This is a genomic window from Paenibacillus allorhizosphaerae, assembly GCF_042659105.1.
Lineage (GTDB): Bacteria > Bacillota > Bacilli > Paenibacillales > NBRC-103111 > Paenibacillus_G > Paenibacillus_G allorhizosphaerae.
The window spans coordinates 1-19,062 of sequence record NZ_JBHSRV010000007.1 but is presented as its reverse complement, the minus strand read 5'-3'; the positions used below and the strand labels follow the sequence as shown (position 1 = coordinate 19,062).

General features: G+C 53.0%; 20 protein-coding genes and 1 rRNA gene. 17 read left to right on the top strand and 4 right to left on the bottom strand.

Going from position 1 to position 19,062, the window contains the following annotated elements; all coding sequences use genetic code 11:
• Positions 1–116 precede the first annotated feature (116 nt).
• Positions 117–1,322 carry a M24 family metallopeptidase gene (locus ACFQI7_RS23285; protein WP_218099963.1) on the top strand — a complete coding sequence of 402 codons (1,206 nt, stop codon included), beginning with the start codon at positions 117–119 and terminating at the stop codon, positions 1,320–1,322.
• On the opposite strand, the gene ACFQI7_RS23280 is transcribed toward ACFQI7_RS23285, so the two are convergent.
• Positions 1,309–1,824, bottom strand: a complete 516-nt coding sequence (locus ACFQI7_RS23280; protein WP_218099962.1) for a YfiT family bacillithiol transferase — start codon at positions 1,822–1,824, stop codon at positions 1,309–1,311. The genes ACFQI7_RS23285 and ACFQI7_RS23280 overlap by 14 nt on opposite strands.
• Before the next feature lie 80 nt (positions 1,825–1,904).
• Positions 1,905–2,879: a HupE/UreJ family protein gene (locus ACFQI7_RS23275; protein ID WP_218099961.1), complete on the bottom strand. Its 975-nt coding sequence runs from the start codon at positions 2,877–2,879 to the stop codon at positions 1,905–1,907.
• A 224-nt stretch (positions 2,880–3,103) separates the two neighbouring features.
• Here ACFQI7_RS23275 and ACFQI7_RS23270 point away from each other — a divergent pair, with 224 nt between their 5' ends.
• The 5 genes from ACFQI7_RS23270 to ACFQI7_RS23250 all read left to right on the top strand — a co-directional run bounded on the left by ACFQI7_RS23270 (position 3,104) and on the right by ACFQI7_RS23250 (position 7,862).
• Positions 3,104–3,487: an ATPase gene (locus tag ACFQI7_RS23270; RefSeq protein WP_218099960.1), complete on the top strand. Its 384-nt coding sequence runs from the start codon at positions 3,104–3,106 to the stop codon at positions 3,485–3,487.
• A gap of 411 nt (positions 3,488–3,898) precedes the next feature.
• Positions 3,899–4,186, top strand: a complete 288-nt coding sequence (gene gatC / locus ACFQI7_RS23265; protein WP_218099959.1) for an Asp-tRNA(Asn)/Glu-tRNA(Gln) amidotransferase subunit GatC — start codon at positions 3,899–3,901, stop codon at positions 4,184–4,186.
• 38 nt (positions 4,187–4,224) lie between these two features.
• On the top strand, positions 4,225–5,679 hold the full coding sequence (gatA, locus tag ACFQI7_RS23260; protein ID WP_218099958.1) for an Asp-tRNA(Asn)/Glu-tRNA(Gln) amidotransferase subunit GatA: 1,455 nt from the start codon (positions 4,225–4,227) through the stop codon (positions 5,677–5,679).
• A gap of 131 nt (positions 5,680–5,810) precedes the next feature.
• Positions 5,811–7,259: an Asp-tRNA(Asn)/Glu-tRNA(Gln) amidotransferase subunit GatB gene (gatB, locus tag ACFQI7_RS23255; RefSeq protein WP_218099957.1), complete on the top strand. Its 1,449-nt coding sequence runs from the start codon at positions 5,811–5,813 to the stop codon at positions 7,257–7,259.
• A gap of 129 nt (positions 7,260–7,388) precedes the next feature.
• The gene (locus tag ACFQI7_RS23250) at positions 7,389–7,862 is read left to right on the top strand and encodes a GNAT family N-acetyltransferase (RefSeq protein WP_218099956.1); all 474 of its coding nucleotides are present in this window, start codon (positions 7,389–7,391) and stop codon (positions 7,860–7,862) included.
• On the opposite strand, the gene ACFQI7_RS23245 is transcribed toward ACFQI7_RS23250, so the two are convergent.
• Positions 7,847–9,544 (bottom strand): hypothetical protein, encoded by a 1,698-nt coding sequence (locus tag ACFQI7_RS23245; protein ID WP_218099955.1) that lies wholly within the window; start codon positions 9,542–9,544, stop codon positions 7,847–7,849. The genes ACFQI7_RS23250 and ACFQI7_RS23245 overlap by 16 nt on opposite strands.
• 158 nt (positions 9,545–9,702) lie before the next feature.
• Between ACFQI7_RS23245 and ACFQI7_RS23240 the strand changes: the two genes are divergently transcribed.
• From ACFQI7_RS23240 to ACFQI7_RS23210, 7 genes are all read left to right on the top strand, one after another.
• Positions 9,703–10,404, top strand: a complete 702-nt coding sequence (locus ACFQI7_RS23240) for an MgtC/SapB family protein (RefSeq protein WP_218099954.1) — start codon at positions 9,703–9,705, stop codon at positions 10,402–10,404.
• A 72-nt stretch (positions 10,405–10,476) separates the two neighbouring features.
• Positions 10,477–11,088, top strand: a complete 612-nt coding sequence (locus tag ACFQI7_RS23235; protein ID WP_377517676.1) for an RNA polymerase sigma factor — start codon at positions 10,477–10,479, stop codon at positions 11,086–11,088.
• Positions 11,039–11,500 (top strand): cupin domain-containing protein, encoded by a 462-nt coding sequence (locus ACFQI7_RS23230; RefSeq protein ID WP_218099953.1) that lies wholly within the window; start codon positions 11,039–11,041, stop codon positions 11,498–11,500. The genes ACFQI7_RS23235 and ACFQI7_RS23230 overlap by 50 nt, the downstream gene beginning before the upstream one ends.
• A 14-nt stretch (positions 11,501–11,514) precedes the next feature.
• Positions 11,515–12,141, top strand: coding sequence for a hypothetical protein (locus ACFQI7_RS23225; protein ID WP_218099952.1), 627 nt, complete (start codon positions 11,515–11,517; stop codon positions 12,139–12,141).
• A 13-nt stretch (positions 12,142–12,154) separates the two neighbouring features.
• Positions 12,155–13,399, top strand: a complete 1,245-nt coding sequence (locus ACFQI7_RS23220; protein ID WP_218099951.1) for a DUF4097 family beta strand repeat-containing protein — start codon at positions 12,155–12,157, stop codon at positions 13,397–13,399.
• 64 nt (positions 13,400–13,463) lie between these two features.
• Positions 13,464–13,898: a Fur family transcriptional regulator gene (locus ACFQI7_RS23215; protein WP_218099950.1), complete on the top strand. Its 435-nt coding sequence runs from the start codon at positions 13,464–13,466 to the stop codon at positions 13,896–13,898.
• Between the two features lie 121 nt (positions 13,899–14,019).
• The gene (locus tag ACFQI7_RS23210; RefSeq protein ID WP_218099949.1) at positions 14,020–15,768 is read left to right on the top strand and encodes a glycosyl hydrolase family 18 protein; all 1,749 of its coding nucleotides are present in this window, start codon (positions 14,020–14,022) and stop codon (positions 15,766–15,768) included.
• Between the two features lie 63 nt (positions 15,769–15,831).
• Here ACFQI7_RS23210 and ACFQI7_RS23205 read toward each other — a convergent pair whose 3' ends face one another.
• Entirely contained in the window at positions 15,832–16,212 is a 381-nt protein-coding gene (locus tag ACFQI7_RS23205; protein WP_218099948.1) for a DUF2614 family zinc ribbon-containing protein, read from the bottom strand.
• A 131-nt stretch (positions 16,213–16,343) separates the two neighbouring features.
• Between ACFQI7_RS23205 and ACFQI7_RS23200 the strand changes: the two genes are divergently transcribed.
• The 4 genes from ACFQI7_RS23200 to ACFQI7_RS23185 all read left to right on the top strand — a co-directional run.
• Positions 16,344–17,231 carry a nucleotidyltransferase-like protein gene (locus ACFQI7_RS23200; RefSeq protein WP_230415112.1) on the top strand — a complete coding sequence of 296 codons (888 nt, stop codon included), beginning with the start codon at positions 16,344–16,346 and terminating at the stop codon, positions 17,229–17,231.
• 233 nt (positions 17,232–17,464) lie between these two features.
• Positions 17,465–17,665: a sulfur carrier protein ThiS gene (gene thiS / locus ACFQI7_RS23195; RefSeq protein WP_218099947.1), complete on the top strand. Its 201-nt coding sequence runs from the start codon at positions 17,465–17,467 to the stop codon at positions 17,663–17,665.
• Between the two features lie 30 nt (positions 17,666–17,695).
• Positions 17,696–18,469, top strand: a complete 774-nt coding sequence (locus ACFQI7_RS23190) for a thiazole synthase (RefSeq protein WP_218099946.1) — start codon at positions 17,696–17,698, stop codon at positions 18,467–18,469.
• A gap of 469 nt (positions 18,470–18,938) precedes the next feature.
• Positions 18,939–19,062, top strand: a 16S ribosomal RNA gene (locus ACFQI7_RS23185); the annotation flags it as partial.

Genomic DNA, 19,062 nt, shown 5'->3' with positions numbered 1-19,062 from the left:
GCCTTTTCTATGGATGCGCCGGAAGCCGACGTTCGTCCGTGCACGGCCTTTTCCTCCCGCCGCCGGTCATGTACAATGATGATCATAACCTTATTTACAATCGGAGGATTTCGGCGATGAATCGGACCGAATACAAGCAGCGTCTTCACCGGCTGCAGCAAAAGATGCAGGCTCAGCAAATCGACGGCTTTATCGTAACGCAAAATGTGGATTTGTATTATTTGACCGGCTCGATGCAGACGGGCTACTTAATCGTGCCCGCCGAAGGCGAGCCGCTTTTCCTTGTGCGCCGCAGCGTCATGCGTGCTCAGCAGGAAGCCAATGCAACCGTAGAGCCGCTCGGCTCGTTCCGAGCCTTTGGCGAGCGGATAGCGGCGGCGTTCCCGCAGCTCGCGCGGGGAGCGAAGGGCGAGGGCAAGTCGACGATCCGGCTTGCCGCCGAATTCGACGTGCTGCCCGTACAGCAGCATCAGCGGCTGCAAAACGTCCTCCCGCATGCAGAGTGGGTGGACGGCTCCACGATCATCCGCGAGACGCGGATGATCAAATCGCCGCTGGAACTCGCCAGCATCCGTGAGGCGGCCCGGGTCATCGACGCCGCCTTCGAGGATGCGCTCTGCCGTCTGCAGCCCGGGATGACCGAGCTTGAGGTGATGGCCGGGATCGAATATTTCATCCGGCGGCAAGGCCACATCGGCACGATGCGGATGCGCGGCTACAACCAGGAGGTCATTACCGGGATGCTGGGAGCGGGAGCGGCTGCCGCGGTGCCGACCTACTTCGACGGCCCGGCAGGCGGACAAGGCCTCGGTCCGGCGGTACCGCAGAGTGTGAGCCGCCGTCCTATCGGACGGGACGAGCCGATTTTGATGGACATTGGCTGCTGCATCGACGGCTATGTCATCGATCAGACGCGAACCGTCGTGATCGGGAACCTTGCGGACGATCTGGCGGACGCCTATGAAACGTCCGAACAGATCATTCGCAGCGTCGAAGTGATGTTGATACCGGGAACGGAATGCGAGCGGCTGTACTTGCATTCCTTGCAGATGGCGCATGAAGCGGGGCTAAGTGACCATTACATGGGGTACGGGGACGATCAGGTCAAATTTTTGGGCCACGGCATAGGCCTCGAAATCGACGAACTGCCTGTGCTTGCCAGAGGCTTTCGCTATCCGCTCGAGCCGGGTATGGTGATCGCGATCGAACCGAAATTCACGTTCCCGCAGCGGGGGGTAGTCGGCATCGAGAACAGCTATGTCGTGACCGAAACCGGATTCGAGAAGCTCACGGTTTCCCGAGAGGGGCTTATCCGGTTATAAGCCGGATATGCGCGAGATGATGCCGGCCGTGCCACGCGTAGATGCCGATATTTTCATATAGCGGAACGCTGCCGGAGTCGGGATGGTGAAACGTGCGCAGCAAGTCGGCTTCCGACAAGGCGCGGAGCAGCAGAACCCAGCGCGCATGCAATACGTCCAGCAATGCGAGCGACAGTTCGACCGGTGCATACAATGTGTCCGGAAGCTCGGCCCAAGCCTCTTCCCGATAAGGCTTGATGGTCGGATTGTCCTCCGTCAGTGCAAGTTTGAAACGAATGACGCTGTTCATATGGCTGTCGACCAAATGATGCACGACTTGCCGCACGGTCCATCCCCCCGGCCGGTAAGGGGTGTCGTACTGCGCAGCGCTCGCCGTTTGCAGCGCATCCCTTACCCGCTGAGGCAGCTCCTCAATATCGCGAATCCATCCTTGAACCTGTGCCATGTCCATTTTCTCCGGCTTCACGAATCGGCCGATCGGATAACGTAATGAATCCGTCATTGTACCATTCCATCCCCTCGTTGTAATTTTGCGTTTCTTCATATCGTAAAGCTGCAAACAGGCTTATGTCCAGTTCATCCTCACAATAGCCCTGCCCGTTCCAACGCCCATTTGGCCGCCAATACAAAAATCAGTACCGAACCGCCGATAATGACCGCTTTCCCGTACCATCCGAATCGCTGCAGCCGAACGAGTAGAGGGAGCACCAGGACGACGATCGCCAGCTGTCCGGCCTCCACGCCGAGATTGAAAATAAGCAGCGAGCCGAGAAAATAAGACTGCGGCAGACCGATTTCTCCCAATGCGCCAGCAAAGCCGATCCCGTGAATGAGGCCGAAGGCGAACGTGAGCAGCCAGCGGAATCGGCTTGTTTTCACAACGATATTTTCGATGGCGACATAACAAATCGTCAGCGCAATGCCGACCTCGACCCAGGTACCCGGCAACCGAATAATGCCTGTTGCTGCGAGCAGCAGCGTAATGCTGTGCGCGATCGTGAAGGCGGTCACGATTTTGACGATCTCGGCGGTGCGGACGGCGATGAGCAGCTGGGAGAATAAAAAGAGCAAATGGTCGTAACCGGTCAATATATGCTCCACGCCCAGCATAAAAAAGTTCCATAACACCGTCCCCGGCGTCGCGGGATGAAACGACTCGTAATGGTAGGAGCGATGTGCGCTGTCCAGCACCGCCTGGTCGATATCGTCTCCTTCCGTGATCAGCACGAAGTTCAGATGAGCCGGGTCCGCATCGTCAAATAACAGGTTGTAGTCGATGATAAAGCGTTGAATCGGTTTGAACGCATCGTAATTCAGGGAAAAGCTGACGCCCGGAATCGTGTCTTTTTCGTCCAAATGGATGCTTTTCATCGTCACAGTCATCGGTTCCATATCTTGTTCGAGTCGAAGCCGGTCCGTAACATAGCGAGTCATCTCGCTGTGTTTATCGGTCAATTCCCTCTCCGTTATCTTGTTGTCGTGATCGATATCGAACATAAGGAGACTGTTTTCCGGTATAAACAATTCGTAGTCGACGCCTTTGGCGGTAACGGACAATTGCGAGTATCCGTTGTTTAAAGGATGTGCCTGAGCGGGTACTCTAGCATTGCTTAACCAAAAGAATAATGTTAAGATTAATAGAATTATAATCCATACTAAGCGACCATTGCGGGCACGATTCATGAGGCACCTCATTTGCAACAACATTTTCTGAATCCATCATATACGAAATTCAGCATGAATCAAGAGCGAGGGCCGGTAGATCCAAGGGGGAAATGTCCATGCTGCGGTTGGGACAAAAGGTAATTGTTATCGCGGACAGCTTTGAACAAAATTTGCCGATCGGGGAGTACGGGTATATTATCGCTTACGACCGTAACGCGGATAACGTTTTCGATTACGTCGTACGGGTGCCGAAAACGAATAAACATTATTTTGTGCCCGGTGCGGATATCGAGCTGGAGGAAGTGCTGATTCAACAGGAAGTCGACCGGCTGGAGCAGGAAGCGCTGATCGATTTTGCGCTTGCCACCCGTAATGAGGAGATGTTTCGCCGTATTATGAACGGAGAGAACGTCGATGCCGGAGCGGAAGCCGAGGCCACTAAAGATGTGCAGTCGAAGGAAGATTTTATCAAGCAGATCAATTTGAAAGCATGGATTTAATCCCGGCTTTTGTAATAAAGAGAGCGATCCTCTTTTAAAAAGAACTGTACCGGCGCGTTTCCTGGAGAAGGATTGCAGCCGGTTTTTTTAGCGTTATAAAGAAAGTGCAACGCCAAACCGGCAATGCAACGGGGGAGCACTCTCTGTTCATTGTGACGTGAGGAAGCTGGCTCTATGCGCTTCGCGCGGCCTGTGCTGCAACGGCAACATCGAATCATTCACCCGGTGGCGGTAGCGGAATGGATGTCGTATCGGGTCGGCGAAGCCGTTTAGCCATGGCTATCGTTTTTTCGCACCTGCTATCGCTCGTACCGGCTGTCTCGGCATGCGAACCCGATTTCGGCAATTGAGAACCTATTCCATCTAAGCTATAATAGGAAAAATGATTGCCATAGAGTGAGGTGCAAAAGGATGAGTATTACCGTCAAGGATGTGGAGCACGTTGCAAGCCTCGCCAGACTTGAGCTGAGTGAGCGCGAGAAGGAGCAGTTCACCGAGCAGCTAAACGCAATTTTAAAATATGCGGAGCAGTTGAACGCGCTTGATACGGAAGGCGTTGAGCCAACGAGCCACGCGATGCCGCTCATAAATGTGATGCGCGAAGATGCCGTTAGAGCGTCGCTGCCGATCGAGAAGGTGCTGTTGAACGCGCCGGATGAAGAGGAAGGACAAATTAAGGTGCCGGCCGTACTGGAATAATCCGTTTTGCGCCGCGATTTTGAAGGGAGGATATCCGCTTGTCATTGTTTGATTTACGATTGCAGGAGCTGCATAACAAGCTTCATTCCAAAGAAATTACCGTCTCCGATTTGGTAGACGCGTCTTATAAACGAATTGCCGCCGTGGACGGCAAGGTGAAGGCATTTTTAACGTTGGATGAGGACGGCGCGCGCGAAAACGCCAAAGCGTTGGACGAGCAGTCGGAAAGCAGCGCGAGAGGGCTGCTGTTCGGGTTGCCTATCGGCATCAAGGACAACATTGTGACCGAAGGCCTTACGACGACATGCGCAAGCCAATTTTTGCGCAATTTCAATCCGGTGTATGACGCCACCGTCGTGAAAAAGCTGAAGGAAGCGCAAGCCGTTACCATCGGCAAGCTCAACATGGATGAATTCGCGATGGGCGGCTCGAATGAAAACTCAAGCTTTCATCCGACTTTTAATCCTTGGAATCAGGATTATGTGCCCGGGGGTTCGAGCGGCGGTTCCGCAGCAGCGGTTGCGGCCGGAGAAGTATTTTTCTCGCTCGGCTCCGACACCGGCGGATCGATTCGTCAACCGGCGTCCTATTGCGGCATTGTCGGGCTGAAGCCGACGTACGGTCTTGTGTCCCGATTCGGGCTCGTCGCCTTCGCGTCTTCGCTCGATCAAATCGGTCCGCTGACCAAAAACGTGGAAGACAGCGCGTACCTGCTGCAGGCGATCGCAGGACACGACCCGATGGATTCGACGTCGTTGAACGCGGATATACCGGACTATTTGAGCGCATTGACGGGCGATGTGAAAGGTTTGCGCATCGCGGTGCCGAAGGAGTATTTCGGGGAAGGCATCGATCCGAAAGTGAAGGACGCGGTGTTGACCGCTTTGAAAGTGTTGGAAGCGCAAGGGGCGATCGTCGAAGAAGTATCTTTGCCGCACTCGGAGTACGCCGTCGCTACCTATTATTTGCTTGCCTCGTCGGAAGCTTCCTCCAACTTGGCCCGATTCGACGGTGTTCGTTACGGCGAACGTGCGGAAAACCCGAAAAACTTGCTGGACGTTTATCTCAAGTCCCGCAGCGAAGGCTTCGGCGACGAGGTGAAACGCCGGATCATGCTCGGAACGTACGCGCTCAGCTCTGGTTATTACGATGCGTACTATTTGAAGGCGCAAAAGGTTCGCACGCTGATCAAACGCGATTTCGACCAGGTATTTGAACGATATGACGTGATCATCGGACCAACGGTGCCGACGACGGCTTTCAAAATCGGATCGCAAGCGAACGACCCGCTGACGATGTACTTGAACGATATTTTGACGATTCCGGTTAACTTGGCCGGTGTTCCGGCCGTTAGCGTGCCGTGCGGCTTTGCAGACGGGCTCCCGATCGGCCTGCAAATTATCGGCAAACCGCTCGACGAATCCACGGTGCTGCGCGTAGCCCACGCATACGAGCAGCAAACGGACTTCCACAAGCAGCGTCCGCATTTGTAAAAAGGGACATTGAAGTTGCATATCATTGACAACTGATGCTATAGCTTCGCTAGCATAAGTTGCAATATCATTGACAACGGATGCAATAGCTTCGCTAGCATAAGTTGCAATATAGAAAGGAGCAAACTTACGTGACAACAGCAACCGATAAGAAATACGAAACGGTCATCGGCCTCGAAGTCCACGTTGAACTGCATACAAACTCCAAAATTTTCTGCGGCTGCTCCACTGCATTCGGAGCTCCGCCGAATACGCATACGTGCCCGATTTGCCTCGGGCATCCTGGCGTGCTCCCGGTGCTGAACAAGCAAGCGGTGGAGTATGCCATGAAAGCGGCGATGGCGCTAAATTGCCAAATTGCGACGGTAAGCAAGTTCGACCGGAAAAACTATTTTTATCCCGATTCGCCTAAGGCGTATCAAATTTCCCAATACGATCAACCTGTCGGAGAACACGGTTGGATCGAAATCGAAGTGAACGGCGAGACGAAACGGATCGGTATCACCCGCGTCCATCTGGAGGAAGATGCGGGCAAGCTGACGCACGTTGACGGCGGCTATGCGTCGCTCGTGGACTTTAACCGGGTCGGAACGCCGCTGATCGAAATCGTCTCCGAACCGGATTTGCGCTCCCCTGAAGAGGCGCGTGCCTACTTGGAGAAGCTGAAAGCGATCATGCAATACTGCGACGTGTCCGATGTGAAGATGGAGGAAGGCTCGCTGCGCTGCGACGCGAACATCAGCCTTCGCCCGTACGGTCAGAAGGAGTTCGGAACGAAAGCCGAGCTCAAGAATATGAACTCGTTCCGCGGCGTGCAACGCGGGCTGGAGTACGAGGAGTGGCGCCAGGCGGATGTGCTGGACGGCGGTGGAACCGTCGTACAGGAAACGCTCCGCTGGGACGAAGCCCAAGGCAAGACGCTTACGATGCGGAGCAAGGAACAGGCGCACGATTACCGCTATTTCCCGGACCCGGATCTCGTCTCGATGCATATCGACGACAATTGGAAGGCCCGCGTAAAGGCGTCCATCCCGGAACTGCCGGATGCACGCAAATCGCGTTATGTGAACGAGTATGCCTTGCCGAGTTATGATGCGGAAGTGATCACTTCGTCGATCAAAGTGGCGGACTTCTTCGAGGAAAGCTTGAAGTATACGAAGGACGCCAAAGCCGTGTCCAACTGGATTATGGGTGACCTGCTCGGCTATTTGAATGCGAATAATTTGGAGCTGTCGGACGTGAAAGTGACAGGCCAGGGGCTTGGCGAAATGATCGGCCTGATGGAGAAAGGGACGATCAGCAGCAAAATCGCAAAGACGGTGTTCAAAACGATGCTGGAAACCGGCAAAGCGCCGCAGACGATCGTTGAGGAGCAAGGACTTGTGCAAATCAGCGACGAAGGTGCGATCAAAGCGGTCGTCGACCAGATCGTGGCCAATAATCCGCAATCCGTTGCCGACTACAAGGCCGGGAAAGAAAAGGCGGTCGGATTCCTTGTCGGGCAAGTGATGAAGGAAACGAAAGGGAAGGCGAACCCGGGATTAGTAAACAAGTTAATCATTGACCGCCTTAATTGTTAGCGGGATAAATAAAGTGGTATGCCAGCGGGCACGACTCCGAAAGTCGGTCCCGCGGACATACCACTTTTTTAAACTACGATTAGAAGCTTTTCTTTACAAAGTCCTTCCAACCAAGAAGGGAGCTGCGCCATGATTCGAAAAATAGATTTGACCGACCTGCACGAAACGTTGGAACTGTTATCGCTTCAGCAGCTTGCATACCGGATCGAAGCGGAGCTAATCGGTTTCAACGAGATACCGCCGCTGTTTGATTCCCCGCAAACGCTGAGAGAGTCGGAGGAATCGTTCTTCGGCTATTATGATGAAATAGATGAGCCGGACGGCAAAGGGCGATTGGTCGGCGCCGTCTCCTGCAAGCAGAGCGCGAAAGAGCTGACGATTTGCCGCATGATGACGCATCCCGATTATTTCCGCCGCGGGATCGCGACCGGCCTGCTGAAGCATGCGGAGCAATTCGCCGTTCCCGGCATGTGCATCAAAGTATCGACGGGCACAAATAATACGCCGGCCATCGAGCTGTACGGCAAGCACGGCTATGAGCCGGTAAGGGTGAGGCTCGTTGCTCCCGGCATTACGCTAACGCAATTTCAGAAAATAGTATAATCGTCGAACGCGATACCCGTTCCGTTGATGTTCCGAGACGTCAAAAGACCGTCGTTGCCGACTGCGAGATGAAGCTGTTTTCCGCGTATAGAGGGGTACGACACGGCCAGTGAATCCTGTTGCGGCTTGAAAGCATTAGAGAATCGTTCTCTCACAGCCGACAACCAATCGTCGAGATTGTGGACTCCCTGAGCGTCGGCTTCGTCGGTCGACATCACTTCCACAATGATGCCTGCGCGGCGGCCCTCCTCGAGAGACACGGCTACAGAGTAGCGATCTGCTTTTTCCGTTATAGCGACAGGCTCGCCGCCATAAGCGTGAAAGGCGGCGTAGACGGAGCCCAGCTTGCCGCAGCCGCCAAATTTGTCGAAGCGCCACTCGCCTTTTGGCAGGCAGCCGACAAGCGAGTCGAAGGCTTCGCCGGCCGCTTCCTCGGGAATCGCCCAAAGCTGCAGCGAGGCGCCTCTGTCGAAGAGCACTTCGCCGTACGGGCTTGCGTGCCGATCATCGCCGGGCGCATACTTGCTGCCCGGATGGAAGAAATACAGCTGATTCACGCCAGCTGCGGCCGGCTCCGAATCGAGAGGCAGCGACACGTCCCAGCGGAGCTGTTCGTTGTCGAACTCCTCGCGGCGCTCGTAAATACCGCCGAGCGCATAATCCCGCGTCACGTATGTATACGTGTGCGCCGCAGACGTGACTTCGCCGTCCTCTGCGGCGAAGCGAATCAGCCGCTTCACCTCGCGCGGCTCGGCTTGCGCCATGGCGCGCTCGCGTACCGCCGCTGACACCTCGTAGGTGTACAGCGCCGCTCCCTCGAGCCGCGGGAACGTATTCGGCGCCGGAAAGTCGCCGAAGGCGATATAATCGAGCGGCGTGTTCGTATCCTTCGGCGCGTCGTGAGGCCAGATCCGCGAATGCGGACCGACCCACGTCCCGCGCAAGTACGCCTCCGCCCGCAAGCTCCACAAATAGTCGAGCAGCTCTCCCGCCACCGCTCGCGCCGCTTCGTCCTGAACGGTGTCCCAAACGCAGGTGAACGCTTGAATCCAGTGCCAATGCCATGGCAGGCAGCCGTATTCCTTGAAGCCGAACGTACGTACATGCTGCAGCAAACGCTGCGCGCAGCGAATGCCTTCTTCAAGCAGCGCTTCGTCGCCGAATTCATGGCCGAGCAGCAGCTTGAGCGCCGTATGCTTTGCTTCGTGATGGTGCATCGACTTCAGCGGATGGCGGTACACGCTGCTTTGGTAAATGTGCAAAATGGACAAGCTGATTTCGCTTTTCAGCTCCGCAGGCAGCGCCTCCCGGTATTTCTCATAAAAAAACATCAGCATGCAGCCCATCAATTCTACAGGCAATACGTGAGGCTTGGCCGATGCCGGATCCGACCCCAAATTCAACGGCCAATGTCCGTACATCGGATGGCTTGCATCCTGCATCTGCAGCTTGAGAACATGTTGCAGCATCCGTACGGCAAGCGCCTGGCCTTCGACCCGTTTCGCTTCCGTCCAATCCGGCGCACCTTCCGCCGTATATCCGAACAAGTGGATCGCGAAGTAAAAGTTGTCGCGCACATCTTTATGAAACCAGTAGCCGCTTGCCAAGAGCGGAAGTGCCATCGCATGCTCCGCCGCGAGCCGCTGCACCTGGTGTTTACGTATCATTACATCCGTCAGCATTTCGGGAACGCCTCCCATTTTTTCGATGATTTAAACGTTTCACTGATACTAAGTCTACCTTGCGCCGCGGTGAAGTCAATCGTTTTTTTCCGAAAACCGTTAACTTCTGCGGAACATGGTACAATAAGCAGTAGAATGTCTCAAAAGGAGGCGGAAAAGTGGCAACGAATCCATGGTTTATCGATCCTGCACACATTACGCTCCGCCTGGCGCTTGCCTTTTTGCTTGGGGGCTTGATCGGGTTTGAACGCGAGCACAGCAGCCATGCCGCCGGCATGAGGACGCATATTTTGGTCTGCATCGGCGCCACGCTCGTTATGCTGCTGTCGATGTACGGTTTTTCCGAATTCGCTGCGCTTGATAATGTAAGGCTCGACCCCGCCCGCCTGGCGGCGCAAGTCATTAGCGGCATAGGCTTTCTCGGAGCTGGGACGATTTTATTTACGGGTAAATCGATTACCGGTCTGACGACGGCGGCTTCTCTATGGGTCGTGGCGGCGATTGGCCTCGCGATCGGCGCTGGTTTTTACTACGCGGCCGTACTGGCGGAGCTGCTTGTACTGATCAGCTTGTTCGTCTTAAACCGCATTGAGAAAAAGTATTTTCGCGGCAAAAAGCTGCATCACTTCAAACTGCGGGCGGCCGATACGCCGGGCCTGCTCTCGCGGGTATCGCTCGTGGTCGCGAATCGGGGCGGAGTCATTAAAATGCTGTCTGTAGAAGAACAGCCGGAAAGCGACGAAACGGATCAATCTGTATTGATTATGTTGAACCTGCGTCTTGCCAAAGAAGGAATGCTGCTGCAGACCGTAGAAGATCTGAAACATTTGGACGGCGTGAAATCGGTCGTATGCGATTGAAAAATATTTTTGAAGAAATGAAGGGGTACGCCGAAGAAAGCCGTCTAACTCTTATGAAAGAAGCAAAAGGCGGTGAACCGGGTGGACCAAATGACGGATGAGCAGCTGATCGATCGAGTCCGCCAGGGCGAAGACGAAGCGTATCGGCACTTGATGGAACGTCATCAAAATTACATTTATACGCTGACCTATCGCATGACCGGCCACCGTGAGACCGCCGAAGATTTGACGCAGGAAGTTTTCATTAAAATGTATCGTTCGCTTGAGCATTTTCGGGGGGACGCCAAGTTTAAGACATGGGTTTACCGGTTAACCGTCAATTTGGTGACCGACTACCGTAGATCTCAGCGCCGCAAGCCGTATGAAGCCATTTTGGACAAAGTGAAGGGATGGTTCGGTGACCGGAGGGAGGAGCCGGAAGCACGAGCCTTGCAGAAGGAAGAGCAGGAAACCATGCAGCGTCTGTTGTCGGATTTGCCTGACAAATACCGGCTTGTGATGTATCTTTATCATTATAAGCAGTTGTCGTATCAGGAAATATCGGATATTACCGGGCTTCCTCTCAAAACGATCGAAACCCGGCTTTACCGTGGGAAATCGCTTTTGAAGGAAAAATGGATGGAGGTGCGAGGGCATGAACATCATGCATCCCGACGACCGGACTCTAGAGCGGTATCTAAATAAGCATATCGACGAACTAATGAACAAACGGGTCGCCCTTCATCTTCGCGCATGCCCGGACTGCCGCAGACGCCTTGCCGCTTTCGTGGATATGGAACTGCTGCTCGAGAATATGCCGCTTCTGGATGCTCCCAGCGGATTGTCCGACCGGGTGATGGAGGCGCTGCGGCAGGAGCCGCCGATGGCGGTGGAGAGGCCTGCCCTCAAACAGGAGACGGCCGGAAAAAAAACGTTCTGGCGCACGGAACTTGCGAACGGTTTGGTGGCCACTGCGGCAACGTTCCTGTTCATTTATTCGGGCGCTATGGGGAAGCTCATATCGTTAGACGCCTACGAGCTGGAAGCCGGCGTTCGCAGCGGCACACGCTTATTATTTCAAACGATCGAATTGTTATCGAAGCAGCTGTTGACATAAGGAGGATCGGAACGATGCAGGATGATACGAAAAAGACTCCAGGAACCGAACAAGATACGGAGGAGGAGTTTCTGCGGGAACGACTGGAACGTTACGGACAGAGGCGGCAGGTGCCCTTTGATCCGTTTTTCCGCCCGAGACTGAGGAAGAACAAGTGGATTGCTGGCTTGCTTTCTTGCTGCATTCCCGGGACCGGTCAATTTTATTTGGGGCTGATGCAACGCGGGCTGAGCATGATGCTGTTGTTTTTCCTGAATATATTCGCCATTGTATTTTTTGCGACCAACGGAAATAGTATTCCGCTTGTCGTGCTGTTCTCGCTGCTCGTACCTGTGATTTATTTCTATAATATATTTGACGCGCTGCAGCAGACCGACAAAGTGAATCATGCTGAGATGCCGGGGTTTTTCAGTGAATCGATGCCCGGCGACATGCCTGAAGGCGGTTTTCCGAATGAAAGACGCGGCGGGAGCAACTTGATCGGATACGTTCTGATTGGTATTGGGGCGCTGTTGTTTTTGGCAGGAGGAAAGCCGGCTTGGCTTGAACACGTTTTCGAAATGGTCGGATCGTCGGTGGGGGCTATTATTTTGATCGGCGTAGGCGCATACATGTTCTATAAAGAATCGAAAAAGAAGTAAGGAGCGAGACATCATGCATAAAGCAGGACGTTATACGGCGGCGTTGTTGCTCGTGGCGGTCGGTGCCTCTGTCATAATCGATAAAGCGACGGGCACCCGGTTAACCGCGGAGCTGATTGATTGGTGGCCGCTGTTGTTCATATGTTTAGGAGTCGAATATCTTCTTTTCAATATGAAGTACGGAAGCACCGGCAGACCGCTTAAGCTGGACATCCCAGGCATCATATTCGCCGTGATCATTTCCGCGGTGGTCATCGTCAGTACGCAATCAGCCGATATTTTCAAAAAAATAAACGGAATATCTGATATTGGCGATGTGATCGGCTCTTTTGGAGAAGGTTATAAGTTTGACAAAGGCGTTACCGAAATTCCAATCAGCCCGGCGATCGGCAATGTCAAGATCAACGACCGGGACGGAAGCGTTGTCGTCAAGCCAGGAAACGTGGATAAGGTGCAGGTCGCCCTTATAATGTACGTAAAAGTGAAGGATGAGAAAGAAGCGCGCAGCATTGCCGACGAATCGAAGATCGAATACCAATCGTCCGGCGATACGCTCGAAATTCAAGCGGCAGGCAAACAATACGACGGTTCGATCATCGGAGGCAAATACCCGCGAATGGATCTTGTCGTTACCGTTCCGGCGCAGCAAAAGATCAATCTGGAGATGCAGACGAAGAACGGCAAAATCGAAGCGGCCCAGCTTCCAATCAAGCAGCGCCTGAAAGCGGAAACGACGAATGGTGCGATTTCTATATCGGATCTGGCCGGAGAACTTCGATTTGAAACGACGAACGGTTCCATCACCTCCAGCAGAACCGAGGGACCGATTACGCTGAAGACTACGAATGGACGTGTTTCGGTTACGGATCACCGGGGCGACGCGATGTTGGAGTCTACGAACGGAGAGCTTAACGTTCAGGGGATTGCGGGCAATGTCAATGCGCATACGACCAACGGCTCCGTCAAGGTCGACGGCAAAGTTGTGAAGCTGAAAGCCGAGACGACCAATGGCACGGTTGAAGCATCCAGCGATACGATCAGCGGCGATTGGGACGTAAGAACCTCGAACGGTAAAATCGAGCTTCGACTGCCGACACAAGGAGACTACCGTGTGGCAGGGAAGGGCAGAGAGAACGGAATCCAATCGTCGTTGCCCCTCACGGTCAACAAAAAAACAATCGAAGGTACGATCGGCAGCGGAAAATATGCCGTCCGATTCGAGACGAACGGTTCTGTATCGATCCAGCCGTCCAATTGACAAGGCGCAGTAAATCCGGGTAAAATGAAGCGAAATCCTTTTACCTGGAATGGCGGTGAACAGCATGAATTCCCGAATGGAGCAGGCGTTCCATCAACTGAAAACGATGGGCGTGCGAATGACGCCGCAGCGGCATGCCATATTGTCTTACTTGCTTGGCACTATGTCGCATCCGACCGCGGATGACATCTATAAAGCGCTGTCTCCGCGTTTTCCCAGCATGAGTGTCGCTACCGTCTACAATAACCTGAAAGTATTTATTGAAGCGGGACTTGTTCGCGAAATGACGTACGGGGATCATTCCAGCCGGTTTGATGCCGACTTATCCGATCATTACCATGCGTTATGTGAGAAATGCGGCAAACTGGTTGATTTTGCATACACGCCTCTCGACGACTTGGAGAAAGCGGCGGGCGAGCTGACAGGCTTTAAGGTCAAGAGCCACCGTGTAGAGGTTTACGGCATTTGCTCGGACTGCAGCGCGGTTCATAACGGATGATAGATTGATAGATTTACGGTATAATGGACGTGTTCGGCCATCTGCCCAGCAGCGGAGCCGGATACGTCCATTTTGCTTAATACGGCAATACGGGAAGGCATCTTGCTACAGGAGTGAAGAGATGGAGTCAATGATGGATAGGTCCGGCACAATCCGCCGGAGAAGAAGACGCAAATGGCCGTGGTTTTTATTCACGCTGGCGATCATTTGCGGAGCACTGCTTGGCACGTATGCCTATATCGTATATATGCCGAACTCGAAACATGTGCAGCCGGATTTCAGCGGCAACCCTAAGCCCGTTTTTTATAACGGCATGCAATTGGAGCAGCCGGCGATCGGGCATAACGAAAGCTTGAAACTTTCCTTTGAAATTGTGAAAGAGCGTATAGATCCTGCACTCATATATGAAAAAGCAAGCGAATCCGTTATTATTACGACGCAAGATAAAGTGATGCGGCTGCGCACCAGCCAATTGACCGGCATGGTGAACGAGAAGCCGTTCACACTCAAGTTTCCGCTTGAGAAAGCGGACAACGGGGTATACCTTCCCATTGATCCGCTCAAAGATCTATATGGTATCGAGCTGCGCGAAGCCGCCGAAACGGGAGCCGTCTTTTTGTTCAAGGAAGGGGAGAAGATTCGCTGGGAACGTGCGATCACCTATCCTGGCAAGCCGGAACGGACGGTTCCGATGCGCCGCGATCCGTCGATCAAATCGCCGATCTATGCCGATTTGAAGCAGGGGGAAGAAGTCATGGTCTGGAAAGATCAGGACGAGTGGCTTCAAGTGCAGCGCAAGGACGGACATATGGGGTACGTTCGCAAAGATCATCTCGAGACGAGCCGCGAAGAGATTATACCGAAACAAGCGCCGCAGCCCGAGTTTGTTCCCAAACAGCCCGTTGCCGGCAAGATTAATATGACTTGGGAGCAGGTATTCAACAAAAATCCGGATACATCGAAAATTCCGCCGATGCCGGGACTCGATGTCGTCAGCCCTACGTGGTTTCAGTTGGAGGACGGCGAGGGGAACATTAAGAATAATGCAGACCCGGCCTACGTTAAATGGGCGCATAATAACGGGTACCAGGTGTGGGCGCTATTCAGCAACGGTTTCGAGCCGAAACGGACAACGGAAGCGCTCGCGACGTACGATAAGCGGATGAAAATGATCAAGCAGCTGCTCAGTTTTGCGCAAATGTATTCGCTGCAAGGCATCAACATCGATTTTGAAAATGTCAATCTGAAGGATAAGCAAAATCTCGTTCAATTCGTAAGGGAAATGACACCCTTGCTTCACGAACAGGGACTCATTGTATCCATCGATGTAACGGCGCTCTCGAGCAGCGAATCGTGGTCGATGTTCTATGACCGAAAAGCGCTCGTGGAAGTGGTCGATTACTTGGTGCTGATGGCTTACGATGAGCATTGGGCCAGCAGTCCGAAAGCCGGATCGGTTGCGTCGCTGCCTTGGGTTGAAAAATCGGTCGCCGATTTGCTGAACCAGGAGAAGATTCCGCCGCAAAAGCTTATTTTGGGTATTCCCTTTTACACTAGGGTGTGGACCGAGGAGCTTCAAAAGGACGGCAAAACGAAGGTCAGCGCGAGGTCGGTATACATGGATATGCCGCAGCGGGTCATCAAAGAAATGAAGTTGACCCCGGTCTTTTCCCCGGAAACAGGACAAAATTATGTGGAATACAAAGAAGACGGCAATTTGAAACGAATCTGGATTGAAGACGAAACGTCGGTAAGAGCGCGGATTGCGCTTGTCCGCAAGTACGATTTGGCCGGCGTTGCCTCGTGGACCCGCGGTTATGAAAATCCGGAGGCCTGGAAATGGATTCAATCGGTACTCGATGCGCCGTAACGCCATACCAAAAAGGATCGCCTTCGAACTTTGAAGGCGATCCTTTTAAGTTTAAGGAATAGCTTAAGGGGTCGGTTTGGTCGTGCCGGCCACGGGATGATCTTCAGCGCCTTCGTTAGGCGCGTGCTGAGGATCCAAGGACAATATCGTTTTGCAATACATGCACCGGTCCGTTTTGCCGAGAATTTTCGTCAGTTTCCCGCACTCCGGGCACGTTACTACCGTCGCGCTTGTGGACATCATGCCCGCGGCAAAATAAACCCCCATACTGACCAGCATCGCGATTGCACCGACCAGCATGCTGATGACGGCGACCCAACGACCGGTCGTCCCCCAATCAAACACGATCCCGGCCAGTCCCAAAATCATCAATAGCATGCCGCCCATCGTCAGCAGCAGCCCCCATAACCGGAATTCATTCACTTTGCTGGATCTTAGTCTCATGATGGAATATTCACTTCTTTCGCGTAAGAATTGTACTTTTTGTCACAACCTGTTGCAGGAAACAGGCTGTGGGATGTAGAAATAGATGATTGCATCGATTTAAGTGTCCCTATGACAGGAGGCTTCTTTTCATGTTGGAATCGTTAAAAGCATACCGGGTGGAAGAGCTCCGTCGGGACGATGCCGTTATCAGTGTGGCGGCTGTTGACAATCCTTCGCTGTTTTCCGCCGTTACCGACGGTTTTGATTTGCTGCTGCTGGTTATAAGCAGCGACACCGAACGAGCCCATCAACAGTATCATTATATAAAAGAGAACCGTCGTATACAAGAAAGATGGATTAGTCCGGATGCGCTGAACGGCTTTATTTTACACGGGGAGCAGCGGAGCATTATTTATTGGATCTTAAAGGGAGAGATACTTTTGGATCGTAATATGTATTTGGAAAGCTTGCGGCATAAGGTGCTCGAGTTCCCCGACGATCTTAGGGAGCATAAGCTGCTCATTGAGTTTTCCAAGTTTTTGAGAAGCTATTTGCAAAGTAAAGAGTACTTGCTCGACGACCATACGCTGGATGCATACCATAACGTACTGGAGGCGCTGCGCCACTGGGCGCGAATCGTCATCATCGAGTCGGGCCATCATCCCGAAGTAACGGTATGGCGTCAAATCAAGTCGATCAATCCGGGAGTCTACAAGTTGTATGAAGAATTGACGCTCAGCGTGGAAACGGTCAAGCAGCGCGTGCAGCTCGTGCTCCTGGCTTGCGAATTTTCCGTCATGTCCAAGATGGAGCGGTGCTGTACGCCTCTGCTTGACGTACTCGGCAGCCGGGAAGAAGCTTGGACTTTGCAGGAGCTGCAGCAGGAGCCGAAGCTGGCGGATATTCGCATGGAGCTTCCGCTCTTGATGAGCAAGCTGGTTAAAAAGTCGCTTGTGAAGGAAATTGTTTTTACGGACGATACCGAATTATCCGTCCTTGAACTGCGATACACGGATGCCAAAAGAAGCAAATTATGATATACTTGCATCGATAATTACATAGCCACTAGGGGAGCCCTGCCGTGCTGGGCTGAGAAAAAGAAGCGGATCTTTGACCCTTGGAACCTGTTGACGGCGTCTTCATCATGGAGGCGTGTCTGGATTATACCAGCGTAGGAAAGTGGACGAATTTCGGATCGGATCTACTTTCGTTCATGTCAACCTATACGGGTTGGCTTTTTTTGTTGTCCGCGACTAGAGGAGGTGACCTTATGCAGTTGGTCGTAAACGGAGAGACAAGGGAACTGGAGCTCGTATCTACGGTTGCCGAGATGCTGGCGGCGTTTAAGCTGCAGAACAAAATTTTGGTAGTGGAATTGAATCGGGAGATCATTGATCGCAGCGTTTATGATCAGACCCGTTTGAACGATGGCGATCGGGTGGAAATTGTGCATTTTGTCGGCGGCGGCTGACCTATTCTCGCAACAGAAGGAGATATTATAATGAGTGATACGTTAAAAATCGGGCCATATGAATTTCAATCCCGCCTGCTGCTCGGAACAGGCAAATTTTCGGCACTCGATGTACAGGAACAAGCTGTGAAAGCCTCGGCCGCGGAAGTATTGACCTTTGCGATTCGCAGACTGCCGATCGACAATCCGGACGCCCCTAATTTTCTGGAGTCTCTGGACCTGAAGAAATTTACCCTGCTTCCCAACACGGCGGGAGCCTACACGGTAGAGGAAGCGGTCCGCATTGCGCGCCTGGCCAAAGCTTCCGGGTTATGCGACATGATTAAAGTAGAAGTCATCGGCGATCCCCGGACATTGCTCCCGGACCCGGTAGGGACGTTGGAAGCGACGAAGATTCTTGTTGAAGAAGGCTTTATCGTTCTGCCTTATACGTCCGATGACCCGATTCTGGCTCGGAAGCTGCAAGAGGCCGGCGCGGCGGCTGTCATGCCTGGGGCTTCTCCGATTGGATCAGGTCAAGGCATCGTAAATCAAGGGAATTTGCGATTCATCATTGAAGAGGCGAAGGTGCCGATTATCGTCGACGCCGGGATTGGGGGTCCGGCCGATGCTGCGCTTGCCATGGAGCTTGGGGCAGACGGAGTGCTGCTTAATACGGCGGTGGCAGGTGCAAATGATCCTGCACTTATGGCGGAAGCGTTCAAGCTTGCAGTAGAGGCGGGACGCAAAGGTTTTCTGGCAGGGCGCATCCCGAAGAAGCGGTTCGCTTCCGCGAGCAGCCCGACTGAAGGGATGATTGAGTAAATTGATGTGCAATGGAGCGGGCTTTATAGGGGCTCCGCTCCTTTTTCTTTTTTTATAAAATCCGAGGCTTGACTTTCGCTCGAAGGATGTGATAAATTAGTCTTCGCCGCTAAGACGGCATGTCCATTCCGAAAGCTTAATAAGCAGGCGTTGCGAGTTTTGATAAAAATAATGCTTGCATTGAGATAGGCGAATGTGGTATATTAAAAAAGTCGCCGCTAAAACGGATGACAACAAACGACAGAAGATTGTGTCGATTGTAATTGCCCTTTGAAAACTGAACAACGAGTGAGTGAATTAGAGAATGAAAATTCTCGTCAGCATGTTGCAACTGTTACGGCGATTTTTCGCCGGCGTCAGTTGTCAACGATGAATTTTTGAGCTAATCAACTTACATTATAGCGAGCATTGCCCTCGGGTGATGGGAGCGATTTGTATCAATTTCGGTCTTCGGTCCGAAAATGATACTTTAATGGAGAGTTTGATCCTGGCTCAGGACGAACGCTGGCGGCGTGCCTAATACATGCAAGTCGAGCGAGGGTCTTCGGACCCTAGCGGCGGACGGGTGAGTAACACGTAGGCAACCTGCCTGT